Source organism: Pseudomonas fluorescens group sp. PF-69 (assembly GCF_054481235.1).
In genome coordinates this window covers 4424622-4437414 of record NZ_JBTMNC010000001.1, presented here as the reverse complement: position 1 = coordinate 4437414, position 12793 = coordinate 4424622, and the positions used below count along the sequence as shown (strand labels likewise).

General features: G+C 59.6%; 12 protein-coding genes. 7 read left to right on the top strand and 5 right to left on the bottom strand.

All coding sequences use genetic code 11. From position 1 onward, the window contains the following. The first annotated feature begins 37 nt into the window (after nt 1–37). Nucleotides 38–1699 (top strand): SulP family inorganic anion transporter, encoded by a 1662-nt coding sequence (locus tag ACX3YF_RS20940; RefSeq protein WP_130207057.1) that lies wholly within the window; start codon nt 38–40, stop codon nt 1697–1699. A gap of 20 nt (nt 1700–1719) precedes the next feature. On the opposite strand, the gene ACX3YF_RS20935 is transcribed toward ACX3YF_RS20940, so the two are convergent. Then, nucleotides 1720–1908 carry a ribbon-helix-helix protein, CopG family gene (locus tag ACX3YF_RS20935; RefSeq protein ID WP_130207055.1) on the bottom strand — a complete coding sequence of 63 codons (189 nt, stop codon included), beginning with the start codon at nt 1906–1908 and terminating at the stop codon, nt 1720–1722. A gap of 826 nt (nt 1909–2734) precedes the next feature. Here ACX3YF_RS20935 and ACX3YF_RS20930 point away from each other — a divergent pair. The 4 genes from ACX3YF_RS20930 (at nt 2735) to ACX3YF_RS20915 (ending at nt 6862) form a co-directional block, all read left to right on the top strand. Further along, nucleotides 2735–3262, top strand: a complete 528-nt coding sequence (locus ACX3YF_RS20930; RefSeq protein WP_130211111.1) for an aspartate carbamoyltransferase — start codon at nt 2735–2737, stop codon at nt 3260–3262. 208 nt (nt 3263–3470) lie between these two features. Beyond that, on the top strand, nt 3471–3926 hold the full coding sequence (locus ACX3YF_RS20925; RefSeq protein WP_130211112.1) for a VOC family protein: 456 nt from the start codon (nt 3471–3473) through the stop codon (nt 3924–3926). A gap of 298 nt (nt 3927–4224) precedes the next feature. Continuing rightward, the gene (locus ACX3YF_RS20920; RefSeq protein WP_458974188.1) at nt 4225–5358 is read left to right on the top strand and encodes an alanine--glyoxylate aminotransferase family protein; all 1134 of its coding nucleotides are present in this window, start codon (nt 4225–4227) and stop codon (nt 5356–5358) included. A 289-nt stretch (nt 5359–5647) separates the two neighbouring features. Continuing rightward, nucleotides 5648–6862, top strand: coding sequence for an aldose 1-epimerase family protein (locus ACX3YF_RS20915; RefSeq protein WP_458974187.1), 1215 nt, complete (start codon nt 5648–5650; stop codon nt 6860–6862). A 198-nt stretch (nt 6863–7060) separates the two neighbouring features. On the opposite strand, the gene ACX3YF_RS20910 is transcribed toward ACX3YF_RS20915, so the two are convergent. Both ACX3YF_RS20910 and ACX3YF_RS20905 read right to left on the bottom strand, forming a co-directional pair. Then, a complete protein-coding gene (locus ACX3YF_RS20910; RefSeq protein WP_198132777.1) occupies nt 7061–7777 on the bottom strand; it encodes a class I SAM-dependent methyltransferase in 717 nt (238 codons plus the stop codon). A 190-nt stretch (nt 7778–7967) separates the two neighbouring features. Further along, entirely contained in the window at nt 7968–8429 is a 462-nt protein-coding gene (locus tag ACX3YF_RS20905) for a MarR family winged helix-turn-helix transcriptional regulator (protein WP_448646893.1), read from the bottom strand. Between the two features lie 54 nt (nt 8430–8483). On the opposite strand from ACX3YF_RS20905, the gene ACX3YF_RS20900 reads away from it, so the two are divergent. Further along, entirely contained in the window at nt 8484–8852 is a 369-nt protein-coding gene (locus ACX3YF_RS20900; protein WP_448646894.1) for a VOC family protein, read from the top strand. 398 nt (nt 8853–9250) lie between these two features. Then, on the top strand, nt 9251–11044 hold the full coding sequence (locus ACX3YF_RS20895; RefSeq protein WP_458974186.1) for an alpha/beta fold hydrolase: 1794 nt from the start codon (nt 9251–9253) through the stop codon (nt 11042–11044). Here ACX3YF_RS20895 and ACX3YF_RS20890 read toward each other — a convergent pair. Together ACX3YF_RS20890 and ACX3YF_RS20885 are read right to left on the bottom strand one after the other, a co-directional pair. Beyond that, nucleotides 11031–11573 (bottom strand): ester cyclase, encoded by a 543-nt coding sequence (locus ACX3YF_RS20890; protein WP_090462678.1) that lies wholly within the window; start codon nt 11571–11573, stop codon nt 11031–11033. The genes ACX3YF_RS20895 and ACX3YF_RS20890 overlap by 14 nt on opposite strands. Next, a complete protein-coding gene (locus tag ACX3YF_RS20885; RefSeq protein ID WP_458974185.1) occupies nt 11561–12685 on the bottom strand; it encodes an alkene reductase in 1125 nt (374 codons plus the stop codon). Before ACX3YF_RS20885 ends, ACX3YF_RS20890 begins: the two co-directional genes overlap by 13 nt. Nucleotides 12686–12793 lie beyond the last annotated feature (108 nt).

Genomic DNA, 12793 nt, shown 5'->3' with positions numbered 1-12793 from the left:
TTAATATTATGCACATGCATCCACTGAGGAGCTAGCCGTGATTGCGATAGGTGAGGCATGGAAGGCGGGGTTGTTGGGTCGAAAGCACTGGCTCCGCAACCTGGTGTCTGGCGTGATAGTCGGGATCGTGGCACTCCCCCTGGCCATGGCGTTTGCCATTGCCTCTGGCGTCAAGCCTGAACAAGGCATCTACACCGCAATCATTGGCGGCCTGCTGGTTTCGCTCTTTGGGGGGAGCCGCTTGCAGATTGCAGGGCCAACAGGTGCGTTCATCGTGATTCTGGCGGGCGTCACGGCCAAGCATGGGGTTGACGGCCTGCAAATCGCTACGATGATGGCGGGCGCCATGCTGTTATTGCTCGGGGTCGCCCGGCTCGGTGCAATCATCAAGTTTATCCCCGATCCAGTGATCGTCGGATTCACCGCCGGCATCGGCGTGATCATCTGGGTCGGACAGTGGAAAGACTTTTTCGGCTTACCGGCGATCAGTGGAGAGCACTTCCATGAAAAGCTCTGGCATTTGCTACAGGCGCTCCCGGATCTTCATATAGCCACTACCCTGCTGGCCGCACTCAGTCTGTTCCTGGTCGTCACCGCGTCCAAAATTCCCGGCCTCAAACGGGTGCCTGGCCCGCTGGTCGCAATGACGGTCGCTACGGCGATACAGTCAGCCTTTCATTTCGAAGGAGTGGCCACGATTGGCAGCGCGTTTGGTGGCATACCTCAAGGTCTTCCAGCGTTAAGCCTGCCTGAAATCACGCTCTCTCGCGTCATCGATTTGATTGGTCCGGCTTTCACTATCGCCATGCTGGGAGCAATCGAATCGCTTCTGTCTGCAATGGTGGCCGATGGCATGGCGGGTACCAAGCATGATTCCAATCAGGAACTGATCGGTCAGGGGATTGCCAATCTGGTCACGCCTTTGTTTGGCGGCTTCGCAGCGACCGGAGCCATTGCCCGTACTGCCACCAACATCCGTAACGGCGGCACAAGCCCGCTGGCCGGCATTACGCACGCGGTCACCCTGGTGTTCATTATTCTGTTTCTGGCACCCCTGGCTGCAAACATCCCAATGTGCGCCCTGGCCGCCATTCTTTTCGTGGTCGCGTACAACATGAGCGAGTTGAAACATTTCAAGCGCATGGTCCAGCGAGCCCCACGCGCAGATGTGTCTATTCTGCTCATCACCTTCAGCCTCACAGTGTTCAGTGACTTGGTGATCGCCGTAAATATCGGTGTCATTCTTGCCATGCTGCATTTCATGCGGCGCATGGCTTCATCCGTGGAGGTGCAACAGGTCGTCGAGCACGAGTTTGAAGAAGAGCTGAGAGCCAATGGCCATGCGCACTTGCCGCCAGGGATACTGATCTACACGATTGAAGGGCCACTGTTCTTTGCTGCAGCCGAGACCTTCGAGCGAGTGCTGGCACAGACCCATACAGACCCACGTCTGTTGATTATCCGTCTGAAGCGCGTGCCGTTTATGGATATCACGGGCTTGCAAGTGCTGGAGGAAGTCATCCAGCAGCTGCACAAGCGCAATATCGTGGTAAAGCTTTGCGAGGCGAATACGAAGGTGCTCGGCAAGCTCGACAGGGTGGGTATCCTGCAAGACATTGGCCCGGAGCATTACCACGCCGACTTCAACACCGCGCTGGCCAAAGCGGTCAGTCACGTAGAGGGTACGTCGACCCTCTAGAGACTAACGGCCAGTTTGGGTCATGACTTGGTACTGGCGGCATGCTTGCTCTTGGTCGTATAGCTGGCGCCGTGAGTGGCCAGATAGTCACGAATCAGTTGCCGGACAACCTGCGAAGACGTCAGGTCTTGTGCTGCACAGAGTTCCTCGAACGCTTTTTTCTTGACGGGGTCAATGAGCACGGTCAGGCGCGCAGTCTTGCTTTCCATGGGGTATTCAATCGCTCGAGTCGCTGGATGTTAATCAAATTGTAATTGCCTTGTTCTGTGCTGTCACTGTACTGGCAGCCTGTTGCCTGGCACCTCGACGTTACTCACAAGAAAAGACCGGGTTGTCAGGGCCGTTTGCTGGCCGTCGCTTGACCACGTTTTGACGTCGAGGTCGCGATTGACCATCCATCCCCTTGCTCTCTTGTCTATCCGTTTACTGATGTGGATCAGATGCCCCACCCTGCCGGCTCCTATGCTCGAATTGACCCCTCGGTGTCGAGATGAGCCCAAATGAACAAATCAAGCCTGATCGGACGGTGCTTGTTGGCAGGCATCATCCTGCTGGTCACCAGTTTCGCGCTACCGGCCAATGCCGGGCCCCATGGCGGTGGACATGGCGGTCATGGCGGGGATGCCGGATGGTGGGGCCTGGGCATTGGTTTGGGCCTGGGCTGGAAGCTGCGCACGTCTTCAACCCGTATTACTACCCCGCCTACCCGGTTTATTACTATCCGGCCCCGCCGGTGTACTACTACCAGGCCAGCCCACCACCAGTGATGGTTGCCCCACCTCCCGGGACTGCGGCTTCAGCGCCACCCGCCCCTCCACCCGCCGCCAACTGGTACTACTGCGATTCCGCCCGAGGCTACTACCCGAATGTGCGCCAGTGCGCCGAAGGGTGGCGCATGATTCCAGCCGTCCCGCCTGGGCCGATACACTGAGTGATTGATCCGGTACGCCGCCTGTGGGCGTCGCGGCGTTCACGCGCCTGCTGGATTGAAGCGCCGGCATCGGCTCGACGCCCTGCCTCTATTGGAGAAAGACCGTGCTAAAAACGGCCATCGCCTTAACAGTGCTCTGGACGCTGGCTGCAAACCTGCACGCTCAGACCCTCGACCATTCGCATGCCGACGCCCAGCGGCAAGCCGAGGTGGCAGGTCGCGGCAAGGATGTCATGCCGTTCAGCCTCGCAGCGACAACCCATGTCTTCAGCAAAACCGCCGAAGGCGGCATTCAGCAAGTCGTCGCCAAAACGCCGGAAGATGCGACACAAGTGCAGTTGGTTCGCCAGCACCTCCAGGAAATCCAGCAGCGGTTTCTCAAAGGTGATTTTTCAGGCCCGGCGCACATCCATGGCCAGGACATGCCCGGCCTCGCGGAACTGAAAGCCGCCAAGCCCGGACAAATCGAGATCGACTACAGCGACATTGAAGGCGGCGCCCAATTGCTCTTCAAGACCTCCGATCCAGCATTGATAGCGGCGCTCCACCAGTGGTTTGACGCCCAGCTTTCCGACCATGGCAAGGACGCGATGGAGGGCGACGCACATCATGGCGAGATGATGAACAGGTGAGGGATGAATTGCGGGTAGCGATCGCCCAGGAGCGGACAGTCACTTTGATTCGCCTCCAGCGATGGACAACCCCTCGGTTACCTCAGTTTGAACGCTGGTTTATCGCCGGATTGGCGCACTTCTACACCAACAATATAGCTTCATGAAATCCATCGAACTCTGAGCGGGTCCGGCTTAACATGGACGTCGGTTCAACAGGAAGGCTGCAATGGATCTGAAGTTCAGTCACGTAGATGTACTGGTCAATAATCTCGAAGAGGCCTGTGCTTACTACGCACAGATACTCAATGCCAGGATCTCCAAAACGCTCGTTTGGGAACGAGGTGATCTGCACGTGCGCTACGCGATTGCGCTGATCGGTCAGGAGCGTTTCATGTTGGTACAGCCATTGGCGGGGAACCTGAGGGAGCTATTGGACTCCTCGGGAGAAGGGATGATTTATCGCCACTGCTATTCGACGCCGGACATCGAGAAGGCCTACGACGAACTGATGGTCGCCGGTGTTCAGCCAGAAGACGAAAACGGAAAGCCATTGGCCCGCGCGAACCTGCAATCCCCGTCCGGGACACGCATTATCTGGTTGCCCAAGCGCTTCGGGCACTTCTCTATCGAAATCCTGGAAGACAAGGCGTTAGAAGCATTTATAGAAGCTGCATTTTCCTGAATGCTGCGGCGATGAACGTCTGCTTGCGGCCATTTATTGCCTGGCGCCACCGTCCGCTCTGAGTCGGCTGCCGCCCTTCTTAACGGGTCGTTATCGACCGAACGTAAGGAGGTTGGAACCTTTAAGGCCCACCCTCCCACAACTCAGCAGCCACCTGCGAGCATTGCCACGTCCATTAATCGACCTGATGATGCCCATCGCTCGACAGATGTCGCCATTCAATCCCGAGCAATCTTGTCATTTGCCAGGGCTTAGGGCAGGGTCGATACCACTGATATCTCTGCCAAAGGAGTCATCCATGTCAAAGCTCTATCCCAGTATCGATCCCGAGGGGCTGGTCGAGTACTCAGTGGTCTATACCGACCGCTCGCTCAACCACATGTCGCAGTCATTTCAAGGCGTGATGAAGAACATCTCCAGGACCCTGAAACAGGTCTACAACGCCCAGGCTGTTGCGGTGGTCCCGGGCAGCGGCACATTCGGCATGGAAGCGGTGGCGCGACAGTTTGCCACCGGCCAGCAATGCCTGGTGATACGCAACGGCTGGTTCAGTTATCGCTGGAGCCAGATCCTGGAGATGGGCAACATCCCGGCGGCCACCACAGTGCTGAAAGCCCGACCGGTCGACACGGGTCGCCAGGCTGCCTACGCCCCACCCCCTCTGGACGAAGTGCTGGCAGCCATTGCGGCGCAGAAGCCGCAGATTGTCTTCGCCCCCCACGTTGAAACCTCATCAGGGATTATCCTGCCCGACGACTACCTGCGGGCCGTCGGCGACGCCGTGCATGCGGTGGGTGGCCTGTTCGTGCTGGACTGCATCGCCTCAGGCACGCTTTGGGTTGATATGCACAAATGCGCAGTCGACCTGCTGATCAGCGCACCGCAGAAAGGCTGGAGCGCCTCCCCTTGCTGCGCCCTGGTGATGTTCAGCTCTTTGGCCCTCGAACGCATCGAGCAGACGCAGAGCAGCAGCTTCGCCTGCGACCTGAAAAAGTGGCTTCAGATCATGCAGGCCTACGAACAGGGCGGACATGCCTACCATGCGACCATGCCCAGCGATTCCCTCGCGCGATTTAACGAAGTGATGAAAGAGACGCAAGCCTACGGCTTCGACAAGGTCCGCGGCGAACAACAGGCGCTGGGCGATCGGGTGCGCGCCATGTTGACCGGCAAAGGCATCAAAAGCGTGGCCGCAGCCGGCTTTCAGGCCCCCGGCGTAGTGGTGAGCTACACCGATGATGCCGACATCAAGAATGGCAAGAAATTTGCCAACCACGGCCTGCAGATCGCCGCAGGCGTGCCGTTGCAATGCGACGAACCGGCCGACTTCCAGACCTTCCGCATCGGTCTGTTCGGACTCGAAAAGCTGCACAATATCGAGCGCACGGTCAGCACCCTCGAGCAGGCACTGGACGAGGTGATGGTTGACTAAGCCCTCATCTTGCCCGCAGCACATACCGAACGTGTGAACGCCAGGAAGGCCTCCCGCCCTGGGCACTGCCGGCCCAGGGCGCTGACCTTCGACGAATATGACGCGGGTCGCCCGGGACGTCATGTTTGGAACCATAAGGGAAAGCGCTTGCTCGCAATGGCATCGACTCAATTTTCCGATTCGTCCCAAATCTTTCTTGTCGTATGCCGATGTTTTGTTAATTTTTAAGCTTGCTGAAACGTTTCATCAAGTCTATAAAAATGGCACAACTCCAAGAAAGGCTGCTGCCATGATTCCGCTCAAACTCTTTGTTGCCCTCAGCGCACTGTCCGCTGCCTCCCACGCCATGGCCTGGGATTACGTTCTGCTCGACACCGATAAAGCCGCCCAGAACTGGCAGGTCACCAGCCAGCAACTCGGCGTAAAAACCGACAAACCCTTCAGTGTCACCCTGCGCACCTTGCACGGCGGTCGGCAGGAGGGCGTCAGCATCGTCGACATCGATAACGGCACGATGAAACTCTCGGTAGTGCCGACTCGCGGAATGAACGTCTTGCAGGCCTCGGTTGGCAATGTGCGCATGGGCTGGGATTCGCCGGTCAAGGAAGTGGTCAATCCGTCCTTTATCGAACTCAATGGCCGCGGTGGTCTGGGCTGGCTGGAAGGTTTCAATGAGCTGGTCACCCGCTGCGGATACGAATGGGTCGGCCACCCCGGCGTCGACAACGGCGAACTGCTGACCCTGCACGGTCGGGCCGCCAACATTCCTGCGAACACAGTCACCCTGCACATCGATGAAAAACCACCGTACGCCATCACCCTGCGCGGTGAACTGAAAGAGCAGGCGTTCAAGAAGGTCGACTTCTCCGTCGCGACCGAACTGGTCACCGAACCCGGCAGCGTTGTGTTCGCCCTCAACGACACCCTGACCAACAACGGTGACTATCCGAAGGAATACCAGGCGCTGTATCACAGTAACTTCAGCACCCCGTTCCTGGAGCAGGGTGCTCGTTTCGCCGCGCCGGTGAAACAGGTGTCGCCGTTCAACGACAAGGCCAAGGGCGATCTGCCCGACTGGCAAACCTACCGCGCACCGACCAAGGACTACGACGAAACGGTTTACAACGTGGTGCCGTATGCCGATGCCAAGGGCGATACGTTGACCGTGTTGCATAACAAGGCCGGCAGCCTGGGTGTTTCGGTCGGTTTCAACACTCAAACACTGCCCGTGTTTTCTCTGTGGAAAAACACCGATACCCAAGGCCAGGGCTATGTCACGGGGCTGGAGCCGGGGACAAGTTTTTCCTACAACCGCCGTTATCAGCGGCCACTGAACCTGGTACCGACCATTGGGCCGAAGGAACACAAGCAATTCCGCATCAGCTACAGCTTGTTGGCGGATAAGGCGGCAGTGGATAAGGCCTTGAAGCAGGTGAGCGAGATTCAGGATGGGCGGGAGACTGAGGTGCGGCAGACGCCGTTGGTTGATCTGACCAAGGGGTGACACCGGCTGGATCATTGAAAAAGGGGGACTGATTTTATTTCTGTAAAAATGAATCTGCCCCCCTTTTTCTGTTCAGCAAGTCGCCGCCAGGACGCCGGAGGATGCGATGGAAGGCGACACACATCATGGCGACATGATGAACAGGTGAAGATGAATGGCAGCTAGCAATCAGCCAGAAACCGCCTCTCACATTGCTGTTCAGACTGTTTTACACGTCAACCAGGCACCCCAGAACAGGCTGCTGAAAAAACGGGTAGCGTCCCCGAAACCCGCGTCATGTAAAAGCTTCTGAACCGCCGCCTCAGAATGTGGAGGGTCAGCGCCTTGAAGAATTTTACCAAGCTTGACTTTCACTTCGTCCGGGCTGGCTCCGTGCTGCCGCCAGCGTTGCCCCCAGGCCGCGAGGAGTAACGGCTGGCTGGCATAGGCATATTGATTGCCGGCGACAATCAGTGGGGCTCCCGGTTTCAGACGAGCCCGAATGGATCGTAAAATTTGTTCTTTGGCATCATCCCCATCGAGATGATGGAGTACACCGATCAAAGTGGCTGCGTCGTAGGACTCATCGGCCGCCAAGTCTTCAACGTGCCCAAGATGCAGGTCCGTTCTTTCAAGCAAGTTGTTCACGGCTAACTGCTGTTTCGCGGTTTCAAGCATCGGCCCAGATGGATCAACGGCGGTGAAACGCCAGCCCGGCTCAAGCGCGGCCATCGCGATGATCTCCTGCGCCGTACCGCCAGCACCGACTACCAGTATTTTTGCCGAGCCCATATTGCCAAGGCTTGCCGCGAGCATGCACGCCGCCAAGTCCTGACAGGCGTCATAACCTGCCAGTGCGATACGGCTCTGTCGTCCGTACTCATTGGCCCGTGTGTTATCAAACTTTTCAGCTGAGTTGAGTGGTAATGATTTCAAGGCGGTTCTCCATGTCCTTGAACCAACTTAGGCCATAAAAAGCGATAATAAAAATTCATTAATTTTATATATTGCATTCCTATTTGGAATACAGAACCGCTCTGGCACTCGCCCACGCTGCGGCAGCATCAAGCGATGCTAGCCATAGAGCCGCTTTCCGAAAAAGGGGAGCTTTTTCTGAAGCTAATCCCTAGCTGTCGGATGTTTGATCGTCCAAGGCGGCGGCGCAACGCTTGAGCAACTCGCGAAGAAGCTCGATTTCTTCAGCTGACAGCGTGGAGAGCATTTGCTGTTCCACTGCGTCAGCAGCTTTCGCGCCGTCGGCGACTGCCTTCTGACCAGTCGCCGTAAGCTCGGTCATGATCACCCGGCCGTGCTTGGGGTGCGGGCTACGCGTGATCAGGCCTCCACGCTCAAGATTGACGAGGATCGCCTGCATGGTCTGCGGCGTCACAAACGCCGCACGAGCCAACTCGGCATTGGAGATTTGCGGATTACCGGCGACGGCAAGTAAAACTGCGTTCTGCGGCGCCGTGATGCCGAGCTGTGCAAGTTCGGCGTCCAGGCGCTGCCTCAATCGATGTTGGGTGATTTTCAGGTTGTAGCCAATCCAGTCACCCCCTTTTCGAGGCACGAGCTTCGGCTTTGACATATCAGGACCCTTATATTATTGTCAGGTCCCTTATATTGATTGATGGACGCTGATATGACAACTCCAATCGGACCTGACTTTATCGCCTTGCAAGTGCGCAACCTCGCGGCATCCCGCACGTTCTACCTGGAGATTTTCGGTTTCGAGGCGTCGGCACACTGTCCTCCCGGAGCAGCGATTTTCAAGACCGAGCCGATTCCGCTGGCGCTGCGGGAGCCAATCCATGCACTTCCGGAAACGGGTCCGCTCGGTATCGGCATGGTGCTTTGGATCGCGTGCGACGACGCGGATGTCCTGCACGACCTCATTCTCAAGCGAGGCGGAGTGATCCTGAGCCCGCTCGCAGACGGCCCATTCGGTCGCTTCTTTGTGGCCAGGGATCCCGATGGCTACGCGATCACCTTTCATACGGCGCGGACCTGAACGCCCTTCGCGTTCAGCGGGTAAACCTGCTATGCGGGTCTGTTGTGAAGTACGAGAAGGAACATTCGCAACAGACCGCTTTTGGGCCGATGCCAGCCTTTCGTGAAGGGCAAGGTCGTGGTTACGATCAAATGACTACGCTGCCTGTCGTTGAGTCGACCGCAGAGGCTGAGCAGCGTTTGCCGCTTCAATCTCCGCAGCGTTCACCAGGAAACAGCCGCAGTCCTCGAATGTCGCGAATTTCGCACGTCAGCCACCACGTCCCGACCCGGGCAATCGGCGTTCCCGCGATCGCCCTTGTCATGAAATGAAAATTCGCTGTCGTGCAATGTGAAATGGCCGCCCCCGTTGCCCCCTAGAGTCGGTGCAAAACAACAAGACCGGACACGAGGGCCGACATGAGCAGATCCACCCGAACGAGCGAGACCGAAACCCCCACCCCGCGCCCCCCGGCGACCGGCCGAAAGCGTCGACCGCGCAAGGATGGCGATCTCCCGGACAACAGCCGGCAACAAGAGTTGATCGGCACGGCTGCCGATCAGACCCTGGCAGGCAATCCGCTGGTCAGCGTGCGCGCGGCAGATCTGGCCGGCTCGGCGGGCTACCTGCTCAAGGCCGTGGCCAAGTCGCCGCTCAAGGCGGGCGCTCATCTGGGTGGCTACCTGAAGGAACTGCGCGGCATCGTTGGCGGCAATTCCAGCATCGCGCCGGACCCGAAGGACAAGCGCTTCGCCGATCCGGCCTGGCAATCCAACGCCTTCCTGCGCGCCTTGCTGCAGAGCTACCTGGCCGGCCAAAGTGAGCTGACCCGCTTCATCGACTCCACCGATCTGGCCCCGCTGGAAAAGAGCCAGGCGCGGTTCGTGGCAGCGCTCCTGGCCGATGCAGTGGCACCGAGCAACTCGCCGCTGACCAATCCGGTGGCGCTGCGCAAGCTGGTGGACACCGGAGGCATGAGCCTGGCCAGGGGCATCCGCCAGTTCGGCGAGGATATGCTGACCAACCGTGGGCTGCCGAGACAGGTCGACAGCACGCCGTTCAAAGTGGGGGAAAACATCGCCACGGCCAAGGGCGCCGTGGTGTTTCGCAACGAGATGTTCGAGCTGCTGCAGTTCGCGCCCACCACCGAAAATATCTATGCCCGGCCCCTGGTGATGTCGCCGCCGCAAATCAATAAGTACTACGCCATCGACCTGTCGCCGGAGAAAAGCCTGATCCAGTGGATCCAGGACAGCGGCGTGAACCTCTTCGTCATCAGCTGGCGCAACCCCACCCGCGAGCATCGCGACTGGGGCTTGTCCGATTACGCGCTGTGCCTCGACCAGGCGGTGGACGTGGCGCGCAGGATCACCGGTAGCCCGGATGTGAACATGTGGGGCTCCTGCTCGGGCGGCATCACCCTGGCGGCCTACCTGGGCTGGCTGGCGGCCCGTGGCGAAGGCCACAAGGTAGTCAACACCAACTGGGCGGTGTGCGTGCTCGACATGCCCTCGGCGCTGGACGACACCACCCTGGGGCTGTTTACCACCCCGTCCGCCCTGCGCGCGGCCAAGGCCAGCTCCCGGCGCAAGGGCGTGCTGAGCGGCCAGGGCATGGCGCGCATGTTCGCCTGGATGCGGCCCAACGACCTGATCTGGAACTACTGGGTCAACAACTACCTGCTGGGCAACAAGCCGCCGGCCTTCGACATCCTGGCCTGGAACAACGACACCACGCGCCTGCCCGCCCAACTGCACGCGGACTACCTCGACCTGATCCAGCAGAACCCCTACAGCAACCCCGGCACCCTGGAGATTGCCGGTGAGTCGATCGACATGACCCAGGTGCAGGTGGGCGCCTATGTTGTGGGCGGTACCACCGATCACATCACTCCATGGCAGGGCTGCTATGGGACCGCGCGGCTGTTTGGCAAGGACACGACCTACGTGCTGTCCAACGCCGGCCACCTGCAGAGCCTGGTGAACCCGCCCGGCAACCCCAAGTCGTTCTACTACGCGGCGCCTGCCGACGCCGAGACCCCGGACACCTGGCTGCAAAACGCCGGGGAGCGCCAGCCAGGCAGTTGGTGGCCGCATTGGCGCGAATGGATCGGGCAGCGCTCGGGCGATAGCCGGCCGGCGCCGAAGAGGCTCGGCTCGCGCAAGTACCCGCCCCTCTGCCCTGCCCCCGGCACCTATGTCATGGAGCGATAACGCCAATCTGTTGCAGGAACGTCAGGTTGTCCTCCAGGTGCCAGTTCTCGGCAATCCTGCCATCGGCGATGCGGTAGATGTCGGTGGCAATGAAATTCACCGCCTGGCCCTGGCCTTTCACGCCATTGAACGTGCCGGTGAAGTGCCCGGTGAAGCGCAGGAACGACACTACCCGATCGCCACTGACGATCATCTGCTGCACTTCGCAGTTCAGGTCGGGCACGGCCGCGTGGAACGCCGTGGACGCCGCCAGGGGCCCGGCGATGCCCTGTGCCCGTCCCGGCGGCAAGGCGCGGTCCATGAAGTCGGGCGCCAGTGCCAGGCGGGCCAGAGCCGGATCGCCGGACGACCAGAACGTTGCGTAACGCCGTGCCGCGAGGGTCTGCGCCTGGACCTGTTCAGGTTTGGCGCCGGGATCGGCAATCAGCACCTTGGGGGTAACCAGCGTGGGTTCTGCGGCGACTGCCTGCTGGCCCAGAACCGTAGCAGTGACAGCGGCGGCCAACAGGCCAGTGATCAACGAGCGCATGGGGTTTCTTCCTTGGTGATGGCAGGGTAATCGCTGTAGCCCTTGGCCGTGCCGCCGAACAGCGTGGCGGGATCAAGCGGGGCCAAAGGCAGGTCCTGCGCCAGGCGCAGCGGCAAATCCGGATTGGCGACAAAGGGTCTGCCGAACGCCACGAGGTCGGCATAGCCCTGGCCGATCACCCACTCGGCGCGCGCCCGGTCGTAGTTGCCGGCGACGATGATCGGGCGAGTGAAACGCTGGCGGATCGCCTGACGGAACGACTCGGTGAACACCGGTGCATCGTCCCAGTCCGCTTCGACCAGATGCAGATAGCCGATGCCCTTGGCCTGCAGGTACTCGGCCGCTTCGAGTATGGTCGGGAGGATGTCCGGGCAGGCCATGCCACGGGCGGTCAGAAAGGGGGCCAGGCGGATCGCCGTGCGTTCGGCCCCGACTTCCTCGCTGACCGCATCGACCACTTCCTTGAGAAAGCGCAGGCGGTTGCTGCGCGAGCCGCCGTATTCATCGGTCCGCGTATTGGAGGTGGTGCGCAGGAACTGATCCACCAGATAACCGTTGGCGCCATGGATCTCCACGCCATCGAAACCGGCCCGGATTGCCCGACGTGCGGCCTGACGGAAGTCGTCGACAATCTGTGCGATCTCTGCCTTGGTCAGCGCCCGAGGCGTCGGGCTATCGAACATGCCCCCCTGCCCCGTGACCGGGTCGACTTTCCAGATCTGTCCTTCGAAGGGTTCGGCGGACGGCGCCACTGGCAGTGCGCCCTGATGGAAGTCCGGATGGGACAAGCGCCCCACGTGCCACAGTTGCAGGAAGATGCGACCGCCCTGGGCATGCACCGCCTCGGTCACGCCCTGCCAGCCTTCCACTTGCGCTTCAGTGTGGATGCCGGGGGTAAAGGAATAACCCTTGCCCTGAGGGGATATCTGCGCCGCCTCGGTCACGATCAAGGCCGCCGATGCACGCTGCGCGTAGTACTGCGCGTTGAGGCTGTTGGGGATGTCGCCGGGCTGGCTGCTGCGCGCCCGGGTCATGGGTGCCATCACTACCCGGTGAGGGGCATTGAGGCCGGCGAAGGCGATGGGTTCAAACAACGTTGAAGGGGTCGTCATGGTGAGCGTTCCTGAGCCAAATGAAGTGGATGGACTCAGTCTGCGACTACTGATCGAATTTGATAATTAGGCTAATCTTTGATGGATTTTCAAAAATACTGGAACAAT

Excerpts from the sequence above, each read along its gene's own strand:
- ACX3YF_RS20925 (WP_130211112.1), top strand. The coding sequence starts at position 3,471 with ATGGATCTGAAGTTCAGTCACGTAGATGTACTGGTCAATAATCTCGAA.
- ACX3YF_RS20915 (WP_458974187.1), top strand. The coding sequence starts at position 5,648 with ATGATTCCGCTCAAACTCTTTGTTGCCCTCAGCGCACTGTCCGCTGCC.
- ACX3YF_RS20885 (WP_458974185.1), bottom strand. The coding sequence starts at position 12,685 with ATGACGACCCCTTCAACGTTGTTTGAACCCATCGCCTTCGCCGGCCTC.
- ACX3YF_RS20935 (WP_130207055.1), bottom strand. The coding sequence starts at position 1,908 with ATGGAAAGCAAGACTGCGCGCCTGACCGTGCTCATTGACCCCGTCAAG.
- ACX3YF_RS20905 (WP_448646893.1), bottom strand. The coding sequence starts at position 8,429 with ATGTCAAAGCCGAAGCTCGTGCCTCGAAAAGGGGGTGACTGGATTGGC.
- ACX3YF_RS20890 (WP_090462678.1), bottom strand. The coding sequence starts at position 11,573 with ATGCGCTCGTTGATCACTGGCCTGTTGGCCGCCGCTGTCACTGCTACG.
- ACX3YF_RS20920 (WP_458974188.1), top strand. The coding sequence starts at position 4,225 with ATGTCAAAGCTCTATCCCAGTATCGATCCCGAGGGGCTGGTCGAGTAC.
- ACX3YF_RS20900 (WP_448646894.1), top strand. The coding sequence starts at position 8,484 with ATGACAACTCCAATCGGACCTGACTTTATCGCCTTGCAAGTGCGCAAC.
- ACX3YF_RS20895 (WP_458974186.1), top strand. The coding sequence starts at position 9,251 with ATGAGCAGATCCACCCGAACGAGCGAGACCGAAACCCCCACCCCGCGC.